At 43.2% G+C, this 15,546-nt stretch carries 10 protein-coding genes; 6 read left to right on the forward strand and 4 right to left on the reverse strand.

Translation table 11 applies throughout. From position 1 onward, the window contains the following. The first annotated feature begins 2 nt into the window (after positions 1 to 2). From pbpC to uvrB, 3 genes are all read left to right on the forward strand, one after another. Positions 3 to 2,390 carry a penicillin-binding protein 1C gene (pbpC, locus tag LU361_RS14450; protein WP_233089590.1) on the forward strand — a complete coding sequence of 796 codons (2,388 nt, stop codon included), beginning with the start codon at positions 3 to 5 and terminating at the stop codon, positions 2,388 to 2,390. 576 nt (positions 2,391 to 2,966) lie between these two features. Continuing rightward, the gene (locus LU361_RS14455) at positions 2,967 to 4,592 is read left to right on the forward strand and encodes a putative bifunctional diguanylate cyclase/phosphodiesterase (RefSeq protein ID WP_233089591.1); all 1,626 of its coding nucleotides are present in this window, start codon (positions 2,967 to 2,969) and stop codon (positions 4,590 to 4,592) included. Between the two features lie 232 nt (positions 4,593 to 4,824). Then, complete coding sequence (uvrB, locus tag LU361_RS14460; RefSeq protein WP_233089592.1) at positions 4,825 to 6,822, forward strand: excinuclease ABC subunit UvrB; 1,998 nt, start codon at positions 4,825 to 4,827, stop codon at positions 6,820 to 6,822. 37 nt (positions 6,823 to 6,859) lie between these two features. Here uvrB and LU361_RS14465 read toward each other — a convergent pair whose 3' ends face one another. The 3 genes from LU361_RS14465 to LU361_RS14475 form a co-directional block, all read right to left on the reverse strand. Next, positions 6,860 to 7,396 (reverse strand): tyrosine-protein phosphatase, encoded by a 537-nt coding sequence (locus tag LU361_RS14465; protein ID WP_233089593.1) that lies wholly within the window; start codon positions 7,394 to 7,396, stop codon positions 6,860 to 6,862. Between the two features lie 94 nt (positions 7,397 to 7,490). Beyond that, entirely contained in the window at positions 7,491 to 9,785 is a 2,295-nt protein-coding gene (locus LU361_RS14470; protein ID WP_233089594.1) for a bifunctional serine/threonine-protein kinase/formylglycine-generating enzyme family protein, read from the reverse strand. A gap of 12 nt (positions 9,786 to 9,797) precedes the next feature. Further along, a complete protein-coding gene (locus LU361_RS14475; protein WP_233089595.1) occupies positions 9,798 to 10,580 on the reverse strand; it encodes a PP2C family protein-serine/threonine phosphatase in 783 nt (260 codons plus the stop codon). A gap of 209 nt (positions 10,581 to 10,789) precedes the next feature. Here LU361_RS14475 and LU361_RS14480 point away from each other — a divergent pair, with 209 nt between their 5' ends. The 3 genes from LU361_RS14480 (at position 10,790) to LU361_RS14490 (ending at position 13,187) form a co-directional block, all read left to right on the forward strand. After that, on the forward strand, positions 10,790 to 11,683 hold the full coding sequence (locus LU361_RS14480; RefSeq protein ID WP_233089596.1) for an FHA domain-containing protein: 894 nt from the start codon (positions 10,790 to 10,792) through the stop codon (positions 11,681 to 11,683). A 129-nt stretch (positions 11,684 to 11,812) separates the two neighbouring features. Further along, entirely contained in the window at positions 11,813 to 12,175 is a 363-nt protein-coding gene (locus tag LU361_RS14485) for a glutaredoxin family protein (protein WP_233089597.1), read from the forward strand. A gap of 61 nt (positions 12,176 to 12,236) precedes the next feature. Then, positions 12,237 to 13,187, forward strand: a complete 951-nt coding sequence (locus LU361_RS14490; RefSeq protein ID WP_233089598.1) for a chemotaxis protein — start codon at positions 12,237 to 12,239, stop codon at positions 13,185 to 13,187. Positions 13,188 to 13,266: 79 nt separating this feature from the next. On the opposite strand, the gene LU361_RS20375 is transcribed toward LU361_RS14490, so the two are convergent. Then, positions 13,267 to 15,366, reverse strand: a complete 2,100-nt coding sequence (locus tag LU361_RS20375) for a transglycosylase SLT domain-containing protein (protein WP_233089599.1) — start codon at positions 15,364 to 15,366, stop codon at positions 13,267 to 13,269. Positions 15,367 to 15,546 lie beyond the last annotated feature (180 nt).

The following is a 15,546-nucleotide window of genomic DNA, read 5'->3' on the forward strand; positions in this document are numbered from 1 at the left end:
TGATGCATTCAAAGCGACTAATCATTGGCTTGGTCGCTTTGAGTGTTTTGGCTATTGTTGTCACGGTCGTCAGTATTTATGTCGCGCCAAAACCGGATTTGTATCGATACACCAGCTATTCGCGAGCCTTGCTCGATAAAAATGGTGAATTGCTCAGAATAAGCTTGGCCAGTGACGATCGGTATCGATTATTTCAGTCGATCGATGATATTTCCCCATCGCTAATTCAAGCAACATTACTTTACGAAGATCAACACTTTTACGAACACGTGGGGGTGGATTTCTCGGCGATTTTACGAGCGTTTTGGTCAACGTATGTTGTAAAGCAGCGCCGCGTGGGCGCATCTACCATTGCTATGCAAGTTGCGCGGTTACGATGGAAAATTCCATCTTCGACAATCTCTGGGAAATTTCAGCAAATATACCGCGCAATTCAGCTCGATCATCATTATTCAAAAAAAGAAATTTTAGAAGCATATTTTAACTTAGCGTCCTACGGGCAAAACGTCGAAGGTATTGGCGCAGCCAGTCTGATTTATTTTAATAAAACACCCGATCGATTAACGTGGCTAGAATCGTTAACGCTCAGCGTTGTGCCTCAGAATCCGAACAAGCGAGCACCGGGAGTTAAAGACAGCTGGCAATACATTCGCGATGCACGTGAAAGATTGTTTGATCGTTGGCTCGATACTTTTCCCAGCACATACTCCGGTACATATCCGGGTGCTTCCCCTGAGGCATCTTTCGAAGATATAAGTGATAAAAAATCTCTGCTTGATTTGCCGATGGCAATTTCTACACTGAAAGATCTCCCGTTTAAAGCGCCTCATTTTAGTGAGTTTACTTTAGCCGAGTTGCCGATTTCCCAGACAGGCGTCATTACAACGTCACTGGGTTTGCGTTTACAGAAGCGAATTGAAACTCAAATACAACATTATATTACTCGACGATCCAGAGAAGGTATCACCAACGCCGCAGCGTTGTTGGTGAATTATCAGACGAATGAAATCGAGGCCATGGTGGGTTCTGCGGATTTTTTCTCGCAACCCATTGATGGTCAAGTAAACGGGGCTCTCGCCAAGCGTTCGCCGGGTTCTGCATTGAAACCTTTTGTGTACGCTTTAGCGATGGATGAGGGGTTGATTCACCCCATGACAATGTTGCGAGATTCCCCGCGTCGTTACGGTGGCTTCTCACCGGAAAATTTCGATAAAAAATTTTTAGGGCCGGTGTTTGCAAAAACGGCGCTGATTGAAAGTCGCAATGTACCCGCGGTGGATTTACAGGCGCAATTGAGCCAATCCAGTTTTTATCGCTTTTTAGAAGCCGGTGGTGTTAAAGACCTTAAAGCACCGAGTTTTTACGGACTGGCGCTTGCGCTTGGTGGCGGCGAGGTCTCAATGTTAGAACTTGCGTCTTTGTATTCTGGCTTGGCTCGGGGAGGGGAATTTAAACCTCTGGCGACCGTTCATACTGAATCTCAGCAATCACGTTATTTAATCAGTCCAGAAGCCAGTTTTTTAACCTTGGATATCTTGCGGCAAAATCCCGCGCCTGGTCGTATTGACACCGATACCAAAAATCCACAACAAAACGATATTGCCTGGAAAACAGGAACATCATGGGCGTTTCGTGACGCTTGGGCGGTGGGTGTCTCTGGGCCTTATGTACTAGCGGTTTGGGTAGGTAACTTCTCTGGTGAGGGGAACCCGGTTTTTGTTGGGCGAACGGCGGCCGGTCCATTACTGCATGCTATTTTTTCTACTGTGTTTCCCAATCAAGGCTGGCGTTTAGAAGATCAATTTAATCTTAATGCCTTGAATTTAACTCAAGTGGATGTTTGCGCATCAACCGGAGATCTTTCAGGTAAACATTGCCCACGGTCGGTAAAATCTTGGTTTATTCCTGGAGTTTCTCCAATTAAAGTCTCTACTGTGCATCGGCAAGTTGCTATTAATAAAGACACTGGTTTGCGAAGTTGTGGTGGCACCAACAAAAATACAGAGTTAAAAGTGTATGAGTTTTGGCCTTCGGATTTTTTGCACATATTTCAACAAGCAGGAATTTCTTTAAAAACACCGCCGGTTTATGAAGCCAATTGTGATCTTGGGGTTACCAGTTCATCGGGGCAAATACCGGTGATTATTTCTCCTTTATCGTCTATTGAATATGCAATACGCAGCGGTGAAGACAATACGATTGAATTTCAAGCATCAGTAGACAGTGATGTTACAACATTATTTTGGTTTGTTAATAATCAATATATTGGTCAAGTGCCTTCGCAGTCATCACTGAGTTGGGCGGCTAAGCCAGGCGTTCACAACATTACGGTTGTCGATGATCTGGGTCGTTCCCAACGCAAAAATATCCGTGTCATTAGGGTTCGCTAATGATTTTAATCATGAATGCTTTTGAGATTAACCAGAGGCTTCTCAAGCTTTTTATACAGTTCTTATTATTAGGCGATTCTATTTAATAGGGCATGCTGAATATAAATGTGTTTTTATTTTTGTTTATTAATTATTCTATGATTTATTTTAAGCATCAGTAGTGTGTAGTTTAGCGATTCTGGTATTTATACTTATTATGTCGTTATTTTTACTTATTGATATTTGTACCTATTAGAAAGTCAAGCACTCAAAAAGTAAAGCATCATTTACTTTTACAATATTTTTTACTGCATCAGCTTATTTTACCCCGGCAAATTAAAGGTTTACACGGTTGTTTGTCAATGACAATGCTGCTTTATTTTTAACACATTTAACCCAGAAACGTGCTGAGAAGGTGTAATTGTCAAATTGCTGACGCAATAGTTTACAAAAATTAAGTTTATTTATTCGATAATCTTGTATTAGTGTTATTTACGCTTTGATACAGGAAAGTCGCTAGGAATTACATTTTATTCGACTAAGCTTACGGTTGGGTAAGTAATAATTGGTAAATAGATAGACTCGTAGGGTTATTTTTTGAAGAGAATAAAAAAACATTTAGCCCAAACAGAATACTTTATTCGTAAAAGTCGACAGGCTCGAGTAGAGCTTCCGCTCGGACTTTTTATCATCTTTTTCTTGACGTTTTTATGCGTATTAGCTGATATAAAGCTGATTAGCGATATCACCTCATTCAGTAAATATTATGAACAATGGAATCTGAATGGCATTTTATTGTTTTTGCTTTGGTTAACTGCTGGGTCAATTATTTATACGTTGCGCCGATTTTCGGATAACAAACATCTTACACGCTACATTGCTAAATTAGCGTATTATGATCGATTGACCGGATTGCCGAATCGCACCATGGCGTTCGAGCATTTGACGCAAAAAATTCAATCAGACCATGGTCACAATTTAAGGCTCTCTGTTTTATTTATTGATTTCGATAATTTAAAAAATGTCAACGATCAATATGGTCACACAGCCGGTGATGAACTGATTTATAAAGTCTCTGAACTTATCAACCAGCAAATGGCGCCAAGCGATATGTTATGTCGAATTGGTGGCGATGAGTTTTTGTGTTTTATGGACTTGGGTGAGAACAGAGATCATCTCGACGGGGTTATTGAAAAATTAATCTCTTGTCAGAAAACCTCAATTATGGTTGAGAACCATTTGGTGACTGTTCAGTTTAGTATTGGGGTGGCACTGTACCCTGAACACGGCAGAACCGCGGAGTCTCTCATTCAGGCGGCCGATACTGCGATGTATCTTGTGAAAACAACCGGCAAATCGGATTGTGCGGTGTTCGATCAAGAAGTGGGTAGCTCAATGCGCCGTCGCCGTTACCTAGAAAATAGTCTTAGAAACGCAGATTTTGATAAAGAAATAGCGGTTTTATTTCAGCCGCAAATCAATGCTACTTCTAACGAGATTGTGACATACGAAGTATTAGCGCGTTGGTATCATGATGACGAGTTAATCAATCCTGGTGAGTTTATTGATGTTGCTGAGCACATCGGGATTATTCGGTTAATTGACCTATGTGTATTAAGAAAAGCAATTCACGCGGTAAAAGCCCATTTGCCTGAAAATGCGATGGTATCGGTAAATATTTCAGCGGTTGAATTTAATCAAGAGAGTTTTATTTCTGACATTCAATCGATATTACTCGAATTGGATTTTCCGGCTTATCGTTTGGAGTTAGAAATTACCGAAACCGCGTTGATTTCTAACTTTGATGTGTTAACCCGAAAACTCTACGAATTAAAAGCGCTGGGAATTAAAGTTGCCATTGATGATTTTGGTGTTGGTTACTCTTCGTTAGCGCGTTTGAAAGACTTGCAAGTCGATAAATTAAAAATCGATCGTAGTTTTATCACTGAAATTGAAGTCGATGATAAACAACAAGCGTTAGTCAATGCGATTGTTGCGCTGGCAGAAAACCTGAAATTAACGGTTGTTGTTGAAGGTGTTGAAAATCAAAGCCAGCTTGAAATTCTTCAAGATTACGGTTGTGAAATCATTCAAGGATTTTATTTCTGCCGGCCTATTGATATTAAAGCTGCGGCTCAATTCAAATTACCCGATTTTAATCCGTTGAAACGTTCTGCCACCAAACACGACTGTTTTTCTTCGGTGGTTTCCCTTCAGAAATAGCTTTCCTACAAAAATTACTTCTTTCAAAAATAGTTTCTTTCTACAAGTAGCTTCTGTTACTGGATTCCCACGATAAGCGTCGAAACTTGATCTTAGGCTCAAGTTGGCGCTCTAGTGTTTGTACAAATAATGATCAGGGTGGTGATCATCGAAAAGAGATACTGAAATTAGTCTACAGGCGTTAATTATGTTACTGTTCAAAAAACCAGTACTTTACCTACTTTGAGAACCTATGAGCAAGCAATTCCAAGTCGAGAGTCAATTCCAACCCTCGGGTGATCAGCCTGTAGCCATTGATAAATTGGTCGAAGGCATTGAATCTGGATTGGCCCATCAAACGCTGCTTGGGGTTACTGGTTCTGGTAAAACCTTTACTATCGCTAATGTGATTGCTCAAGTGCAGCGCCCAACCATGATTATGGCGCACAACAAAACTCTAGCGGCGCAACTCTACGGTGAGTTTAAAGAGTTCTTCCCCAACAATTCGGTGGAGTACTTCGTTTCTTACTACGATTACTACCAGCCCGAAGCTTACGTTCCATCTTCCGATACCTTTATTGAGAAAGATGCCTCGGTTAACGAGCATATCGAGCAGATGCGCTTGTCTGCTACGAAAGCGCTGATGGAGCGTAAAGATGCCATCATTGTGGCCACGGTTTCCGCTATCTACGGCTTGGGTGATCCTGATTCCTACCTGAAAATGGTACTGCATTTGGTCAGAGGTGATCAGATTAACCAGCGCGCGATATTGCATCGTTTGGCTGAGCTGCAATACACCCGCAACGACGCCGATTTTCACCGGGCAACCTATCGAGTACGCGGTGAAGTGATTGATATTTACCCGGCGGATTCCGATCGCGACGCCATTCGGGTTGAATTGTTTGACGACGAAGTCGAAAACATCTCGGTATTTGATCCCTTAACCGGGGAAGTTCACCGAAAAATACCGCGTATTACCATTTATCCTAAGTCTCATTATGTAACGCCCCGCAGCCGGGTCTTGTCTGCTATCGACCACATCAAAGAAGAATTGGTGGATCGAAGCGAACAGCTGCGCGAGGCTGATAAGCTGGTGGAGTTACAGCGTATCGATCAGCGGACAAAATACGACGTAGAAATGATGCAAGAGCTGGGTTATTGCACAGGGATCGAAAACTATTCGCGTTATTTATCGGGCCGAAATCCGGGCGAGCCGCCACCCACATTGTTTGATTACTTGCCAGAAGATGCTCTGTTGGTGATCGACGAATCTCACGTCACCGTACCGCAAATTGGCGGTATGTATCGCGGCGATCGGTCCCGGAAGGAAACCTTGGTGGAGTATGGCTTCCGTCTGCCTTCGGCGTTGGACAACCGCCCGTTGCGATTTGATGAGTGGGAGCGACTCGCGCCCCAAATGATTTTTGTGTCTGCCACACCCGGTGATTACGAAGGTGAGCACGCGGGCCAAGTGGTTGAGCAGGTTGTAAGGCCCACTGGATTGGTTGATCCGATAATTGAAATTCGCTCAGCAACCACACAAGTTGACGACTGTTTGAGTGAAATTGGTAAGCGGGTAGAAGCCGATGAACGCATTCTAATCACCGTGCTCACAAAACGCATGGCCGAAGACCTTACCGAGTATTTGCAAGATCACGGCGTGCGCGTACGTTATCTTCACTCTGATATCGACACTGTAGAGCGAGTGGAGATTATCCGTGATTTGCGCTTGGGTGAATTCGATGTATTAGTTGGGATCAACCTGTTGCGTGAAGGCTTGGATATGCCCGAGGTATCGTTGGTTGCGATTTTTGATGCCGATAAAGAAGGCTTTTTACGATCGGAGCGCTCGTTGATTCAGACCATTGGTCGTGCCGCTCGAAACGTTAATGGCCGAGCCATTTTGTACGCTGAAAAAATTACCGGTTCTATGCAGCGCGCAATGGATGAGACCGAACGCCGTCGAGCCAAACAATTGGCCTACAACGAAGAGCACGGCATCACGCCAAAAGGGATTAAAAAGCGCATCGCAGATATTATGGAAGGCGCTCATTTCTCTGCAACGGGCGGCTCCAAATCCAGTAAGCGTTCGAAGAAATCGAAAGACGATATTATCATCGAAGAAGGTCAGGATATTTGGAAAACAATTAACACTCTTGAGCAGAAGATGATGCAAGCCGCGAAAGATTTGGAATTTGAATTGGCTGCTGAGCTAAGAGATAAAATTCAAACGCTGAAAAAACAAATTTAAATGAATTGTTTACCCTACAGAGTAGGGCTAGCAGGTCCTAGCTAATCTTAACAAGAAGTTGTTGTTTCAAGCAGTCTATGATTTGTTGGTCGTACACGTATTCTTCTAACGAACCAAAGCCTTCGAGTGCGGTAATTATATTTTGAGGGCCTTTAACGCCTTCAGATTGCAGATATTCATCAACAATAACACTTTCCTGTATTCCGATGCATTTAAGTATCAGGGCAACAATAACGCCAGTCCGGTCTTTACCTGCTGTGCAGTGAATTAATATCGGAAATAATGCTGCATTATTGAGGGCACTGAGCACTCGGTTGGACCAGTTTTTTACTTGATGGTTGTCGGTACAATAGTTTTCTATGGAATCAATGGCGGGAATATGGATATTCGCAATACCCTCAAACGTTTTATCTTCGCCAGTTCTTAAATTAACGACGGTTTTAACGTCAGGTAACTCGCTACGATCAAACAGATCGTTGATGGTTCCACCGCGATAAAGTCGTCCCTCAATCATTATTTCTTCGCCGACTAAACAATTTACTGTTTCTGCGACGTCTCTTAAATTGGTAATCATGTTGTGATCCAGAATAACTGAGGAGGGTACTGGGTAAGAGAATAATAGCTAAGTAATGGATTGCAGAAGAAATGAATGACAGAAAAATGGTGGGTTACAATCCCGGTAATTCCAAAACCACTCTGAATCCAAGATCTCGATCAAACGCTTCGAGAGAGACACTTTCACGCCGGAATACGCTCATTTCGTCTAGTGAATCTTCAAAGCTACCGCCACGCACGGTTTTAAATTTGCAATCTTTTTGATTAATTTTGGTATCGTAGCTCGGGTAATAACAATCTGCCGTCCATTCCGCTACGTTGCCACTGAGTTCAAATATGCCCAGTTCATTCGGCGGAAAACTTTTTACCGGTGCCGTGCGTCGCTTACCAATCAATGGCGAGTAATGGCTGCGACAGCCGGTTCGGCAATTCACTTTGGTTCGGCCATCTTCTCTAGCGCCCGGCCAGGAAAATTCTTGAGTGCCAATGTTACTGGCAATCATTTCCCATTCTGATTCGGTAATTAGGCGATAGGGTTGTCCCGTTTTTTTCGAAAGCCATTTGGCGTATTCCTTAGCCTGTTGCCAGGTAACATTGATGACCGGGCGATTTTCCCGCCCCCAGCCTTGGTCGCCAATTTTAGGAGCTTTGGTGTCTTGTGTGAATACATCAAATTCGGCAAAAGTAATTTCGGTTCGACTGACAGCAAAAGAATAATCTAAATTGATTTCACGTCTTGGTTGGGTATCTGGAAAATTCAAACTGCCCATGATGAAAGCGTCTGGGCCGATTACAATCATTTCCGGACCTGGGGTGTCGCCATCAATGGCGTCTTGAATTAAATCCCCTGGCTTAGGCGCAGGTTTCAATTTTACTGGCAGCTTTAAGTTACTTTGCTCCAAGGTGTGCCATTGTTCGTAGGGGTAAAATCCGGGCTGACGAACTTCAATTAAATACTTTCCGGGCAAAAGTTTAATTCCCGGCGCGTATTTTTCTTTGATGTTCATAATTCGCACACGCGCTTTTTTAGGGTTTGGCAGTATGGTTAAAGCAAATTTTTTCGCGGCGGCTTCTTGAGTGAGTTGCGTGAGGGTATTTCTTAGAGCTGTTTCATCCGACGATAACGTTGTTTGTGCTTCTATTGTTGAGGCGTTTTTATTTTTATCGCCGGATTCTGTTACAGAAAGTTGGGAGTTATTGATTGATTCAGTATCCGAATTTTTACCCGATGATTGCGCTAAGTTTCCACCGTTAGATAAACCTGAGGTAATAGCTGGAGCTGCAATTTTTGCGGATTCGCTGCTGCCGGAGGGGTAAAAATAAAACACGCTGGCGATACAAAGGCCAATTAAAATTGCCGACAAAACGATAAGACGCTGATTAATTCGCGCCATAGCTATTTGCCCAATACCCCCCGTACCAAAGATCCGAACTCGAACTTCGGTCGCGCTATCGGAGTTGCCGTTTTGAGTGAGCGGACGATTTTGTAAACCGGGAACAACAGCTTTAACAGACCTGGTAATGTTGCCGTAACTGGTTGTTACCAAAGCCTTGAACAAATCTAAGGTGGAGATTTCGTGGCTTTCTGTGGGTTTTTTGTTTTTCTGTAGCCGAGCCAGGGTTGTGTTCAAGCCATCGATAAATTCAAACGCTTCGCGCGCTGATTTAAATCGATCCTGCGGCTTTTTTGCCATCATTCGATTGATTAAAGACTGATAAATCGACAATTCGGGCGGTAATTTGGGCACCGGAGAGGTGAGGTGTTGAATCGCTACGGCAACGGCTTCTTCGCCTTTATACGGTGGTGAGCCCATCAACATCTCGTAGAACACAACACCGAGGCTGTAGATATCGGATGTGCCGTCAAGCTCTTTGCCGCGCGCTTGCTCTGGGCTCATGTAATTCGGTGTACCCAATACAGTTCCTGCATTGGTCATCTGAGTGTTGCTGCTTACCGCACGCGCTACTCCAAAATCTGTTAAAACCGCAGTTTTATCGCTGCGAAACAAGATATTTTCGGGTTTTATGTCTCGATGAATAAAGCCTTTGTTGTGAGCGTGTTCGAGGGCAAGTAATACTTCCTGTACAACTTTTAAGCTTTCAGCGGGTGTGATGTTTTCGGAAATTCGGTTGACGACGGACCCCTCGGGCAAGTAGTCCATCGCAATGTATTTAATGCTGTTGTGTTCATCAATATCGTAAATCGAAATAATATTGGGGTGCGACAATTGGCCGACAATATTGGCTTCACGTTGAAATCGCTCAGTGAAAGCCTGATCTGCGCTCAGTGCCGGTGACATAACTTTTAAAGCGACTTGTCTATCTAAGCGCTCTTGCAGTGCTAGATAAACCGTCGACATGCCACCTTGACTGATTTTTTTCAGAATTTTGTAGCCGGGCAGATCCATAGTCTTTGCTGCTTATGTTCGTGACGATGAAGGCCGAATTAAAGATTGAAGTCCGCCCAAAAGATTACCAATAACGCTATCTTTGACCGGAGAATCTACGACAACAATGGTAATATTGTCGCTGCCGCCGCGATTGATGGCTTCGTTTAAAAGCTGATCGACGGCGTCTTGAGGTGACTCACACTTATTAAGAATTTTCATAATTTCTTTATCAGTCAATTCCGTGGTTAAGCCATCACTGCACAATATAATCCATTGTTTTTGTTTCCAGTATAATCGCCGTAACTCCGCGTTTACTTCTTTTTGCTGTTGATTTCCCATGCATTGAGTAATGACGTTTCGCTGCGGGTGCACACGTGCTTCGTCTTCGCTAATAGTGCCACGGTCAATCAGTGTTTGAACAAACGAATGGTCGTTTGTGAGACGTGTTAAGCACATTTTTGCCGGGCGAAAGTCCCAAAGATAGGCTCTACTATCTCCAACCCAGCTGATCTCATAGCTCAATTCGTTGCTGGCCATTGCCACCGCAGTTGAGCCCATTGCGCGATGATTAGAATCGCCCGCTTTTAAAATATCTTTGTGTGTTTGTCGCAGTGCGTCAACAAGTGAGTGGCCTTGCTCAATGTATTTATGGGATTGGTGAATTACCATAGCCGAAGCAACTTCTCCCGCTCTATGGCCGCCCATTCCATCGGCTACCACAAACAGCCCCAAGTCCGTATCGGCTGAAAACGAGTCCTCATTGTTTGCACGGACCGCTCCAGGATGGGTTTGGGCTGAATAATTTAATTCCATAGTGTTTTTGAATTCCCAATCATTTATCAAGTCTTACAGTATACTGATATCCTCTATAAGGTAAAAACCACCAGTTTATGAATAACTTGGCGTTTTATTTAAAACAAACTTGTCAACTTATTTTTGATGAGTTATTCAGTGAGTGTGGCATCTAAATTCTTCATGCGTTAAATTACTAATATCTTTTTCTTTCGTTTTAGAGATTGTTTATGCTCAAATTAAAGGTTGAGGGTGGATCCAAGGAAGGTATTTGGTTGGTTGAGCCTAAAGTATCAATTGGCCGAGGACCGACTAATAATTTAATTGTAAATGACCCTCAGGTCGACAGCACTCATGTAGAAATTTGGGCGCGTGGTGAAGAACTGATCATTACCCGCAAAAGTGAGTTTCCGGTGATGATTAATAATAAGCCACTGGAGTCGAAAGCGCGGTTGAAAGTTAACGATCAAATCACCATTGGCAATACCAAACTTACCGTGAGTGACCCCAAAGCGGAACGTGGCGATTTATCAGCCAAGGTAATGCCACCGATTGATACCGGCGAGACATCACCGTGGAGTTTGGTCTCGCAACAAACAGGCTTATCGAGAAATCATTACGAACTCAATGACGGGACAACGGTAGGGCGGTCAAACGACTGCGACATTGTTATTTTGTTGGCGCATCTTTCTAGGCACCACGCCGAATTTAAAATCAATGGTGATAATTTAGAGATCCACGATTTAAATTCCTCGAACGGTACCTTTGTTAATGGTAAATCGATTACTCATGCAATTATTCATCACGACGATGAAATACGGTTTGATACGCTGGCGTTTAAGGTAAAAGGCCCTGTTAGCGAAGATCTCGATAAAACCATGGTTCGCCCCATGTCGATTAACGAATTGAATTCTCAATTGGATCAACAGGCGCGAACGTCGAGTGCTACGAAAGCAAAACCGCAATCGATTACGACGAGAAACCCCGACAATAAAAATCGAGAAAAAATTCAATCGACCAATCAAGTGGAATTTGAGAGAAGCAACCTGACAACCAAGCTTGTTATTGGCGCAACTGCGGTGGTTGGATTATTAATTATTGCCACTATAGTCGTGGCTTTCTAAATCGCTTTTGCTTTTATTAAAGTCAGATAGATTTTTAAGTTAAGTAGCCTTTGATTAGTTGGCCTTTAGGTGGTTTTTTTAAAACCACCTATTGAGTATTTTCTTTTTAATTTAGGACATTAAATTACCTTGAGTGAAAATAAACAACTCATTTTGTTTACAACGGTCGGTTGTACTTTGTGTAACAAAGCAAAAATTGAGCTTTGGCCGGTGTTGTCGGAGTTTGGTTTAACGCTCGTTGAATACGATATTATTGATTCAGAGGTATTGATCCCGTTATTGGCCACTCGTATTCCAGCCATCACCTTAAATTCTAATCTTTTAGACGCTCACTATTTAGATGGTCTTGTCGATTCGTTGCCTGTTAATCAATCGTCAGAGTTAACGCCTGAAACTCCAGAAATTCCCCCTCAGTTGGCCGAACAGATGATGTGTTGGCCGTTTGTTACCGCCGATGTTAGTGCTTGGATTAAAAGCCTCAAGTCTTTGTGAGTCGGGCCGAATTCAATAGAACTGCTAAACTTTAAGCAGATGACTCTTGGATTCGGCATTTATGACTTCTTTATTAGAATCAATTGATAGTAGAACGAAGCTGGTTGGTGAAAACCGATTGGAGTTGCTGTTATTTCGACTCGCAGGGAAACAGATCTACGCAATCAATGTATTTAAGGTTCGAGAAGTTGTTCAGTTACCGCCTCTGACAGAAGTTCCTAATAGACACTACGCAATTTGCGGTGTTGCTCATATTCGCGGTTTGAGTTTTTCTGTGGTTGACCTGCAAGCGGCACTGGGGCGTTCGCCGTTGTATAACGGCGAGGTAAAAACCAATTTAATTATCACCGAGTACAACAGTTCTGTGCAGGGGTTTCTGGTTGGTCCTGTCGATAGAATTGTGAATTTGACCTGGGATTCGATTCTGCCGCCACCGCCCACCACCGGAAATGGCCATTTTTTAACGGCAATTACCAGCTTTGATGATCAGTTGATACAAATCATTGATGTCGAAAAAGTTTTGGCCGACATTACGCCGTATTCGACTGATATATCGGAAGATGTTTTAAACGAGAATTTGAAAGATTGGGCGCTAAACAATCAGCTAAAAGTACTTATTGTTGATGATTCTTCCACTGCCAGACAACAATTAAAAATTACTTTAAACAACCTAGGTATTGAGTGCATTCAAGCGAAAAACGGCGCTGAAGGGTTAAGAACATTGGAATCCCTTGCAGAGGACGGGCCGATTACGAAAACTTTGTTAATGATGATTACCGATGCAGAAATGCCGGAAATGGACGGCTATCGATTGACCCATGAAGCCAGAAGTAACCCAGCGTTAGAGGACTTGTTTATCATTATGCATACGTCGCTCAGTGGAGCCTTTAATGAAGCGCTGGTCGACAAAGTTGGATGTAATCGGTTCTTATCGAAATTTAAACCCGATGAAGTGGCTAATGCAGTTCAAGAGCGTGTGCAAGACTACAAAAACAGTTTGGAATCGAGTTAATACAGTTTTTGAAAGGCAGGGAAACTAACAATGATCAATGTAAGTTTCCCTGATTTAGAAACAGGAACGATTTAGCCTTTTACAACAGTTCTTCCCATTCTTTTTGATTCAATAATTTCTTTTCTTCGCCCATCAAATGGCTGTAAATCAAAGAGTAAGACAGTACGTTTTGTACGTAGCCGCGTGTTTCTTTAAAAGGAATGGTTTCTATCCAAATATCAAAGTCGACACGTTTATTTTCTGGATTTAACCAACGGCTCACGCGATGAGGTCCGGCATTGTAGGCTGCGGTTGCAAGGATACGATTGCCGTTAAATCTGGTCAGCATTTGCCCGAGGTAATTACCGCCGATCAAAATATTGTGTTGAGGAACCAATAAATCTTTTTTGCGGTACGGAATGCCCATGCGTTTGGCGGTTTGATTCGCGGTAGCAGGCATCAACTGCATCAATCCCATGGCGCCAGCGGGGGAGCGCGCATCTGGCGCAAAAGCGCTTTCTTGTCGAGCAATGGCGAGAAGATATTCAGGCGCTAGCGTTGTTGCGTTTGCGACTTTTTGGATTTCATCTTGATAAATTAGCGGAAAACGGAGCGTTAAATCGTCCCAGAATTTTGCTTTACCCAAAGACTCAATGGTTTTTCTGTGCCATCCCCAATCGTTTGCTAAGGCGCCAACAGCAATTAACGACGGTGTATCGAATCCACGAGTACCGTATCGCCACTCCATACGCGCTTGGTTAATTTTTCCCAATTTAAACAGCTCTCGCGAGCGTTCTAATGCTGGAATTTTGCCAACGGTCGATAAGGTTTCAGCGGCGGGCTGTACCGATTGGTGCGCTAGCTCATAGGGCATTTGTGCACGTTCGGCGGCAAGGAAAGAATAGAAATCTCGGTAGACAGACAGTTCGAGATACCCTTGCTGGGCTTTTTCTTTAGATAATTCATTCAGTGCTTCGCTGGCTCGCAGTTGCCAGTATCGCCAGCGATGAGACTGTTGCGATTCCTCTGGTAGCTTGGCAATGCCCAGTTTTACGTTTTTCCAATCTTGCTGTTTTAGCGCGTCGCGCAATTGCCGCTCGATGATTCGTTCAGACACTACCTGATTGCGCTCAAGCAGACGATTAGCGAGATCATTTTTGCCATCAAGAATCAGGCGGTACGCCAAATATTCGGTGGTTTCGTTGCGTTTGTCGGCGTCGAGTAAATAAGCCGCATCGAATTTTTCCCACAGCGACAGTGTTGCTTTGGCGTTGTGCCGTGAATAGCGTTTTACACCGTAATGAATAACATCTTCGATTTCTTTGGGCGAATCTGTTTTAGACAATAATCGATTTAAGCGGGAAGGGTAGTGGTAAAGATTCTTCAGTTGTTTGGCGAGCGGTTTTACGTCGTCGTTGAGGTGGCGTTCAATATACGACGCTAGCGAAAGTTTACGCTTCTCTATGGCTTTTAGGTAGCGGCTCCAGGCGATTTCTGGCGTAAAGTAATCACTTTTTAGCCATGTGGAAAAAATGCGATCACACGCTTTCGGCTGAGACTTTCCTTGGTTCCAAACAGAGGCAACTTCACCGAGAATATCTTTATTGCCAGCTCGATACTCTGCTTGCAAATACATACATTTGAGTTCAATCGACTTCACCGAGCTGTCGTAATATTGCCGAAATTGTGTCCATTTTTTGGAAGACGCCAATTGCTTTAACCAATTAATACGCAATCTATCGGACAACCATGAGCCAGGGTATTCACTCAAATAAGCGTCAATTTCAGTGCCTGATACGGTTCGAATCTTTTTGTTTAATTCTTGGAATTTTAGGTACGACGTTAAGGGATAGTTTTCGAGTTTGTCGTAGGGAACATCTGAATAAGTGATTTTCTTTAAACGCAGTTTAGTTTGGGTTTCTTCGTATAATTGACGCTGTTGTTCAATAGTGAGCGAGTCTGCGGCGAGCGTTATCTGTGAATGAGCTGCTAGCAAACACGCTAAACCAGCTGAAAATAGGTACTTTGACGTTTTTAATTTGGGGCTGCTGATTTTAGGACTAGTATCTTTGGGACTTTCGTTTCCAGAAAGAGTGACGGCGCGGTATTGGCGAACATCAGTATTAGATTCGGCTAATGGTTGTGCTGATTGGGCGTGCGTAACTTTTAGCTGTCTCGATAAAAGTTCAAAAAAAGGCACAGTTGACTCCTTCAGTATGCTCTTTTCAGCAGGTAAAACAGTTGAGTTCAGCGTACAACTTGTTATTCATTAAACCGTTTATTTCGTTGATGCTGGGTCTATCTAGAGAGATATTTAGATCTTTTATACAAGCTGGCGCGCCTATAAAGATGCAAATTTCACTAAATTCATCACAACACT

It is taken from the genome of Sessilibacter corallicola, from assembly GCF_021290925.1.
In the GTDB taxonomy this organism is placed as follows: domain Bacteria; phylum Pseudomonadota; class Gammaproteobacteria; order Pseudomonadales; family Cellvibrionaceae; genus Sessilibacter; species Sessilibacter corallicola.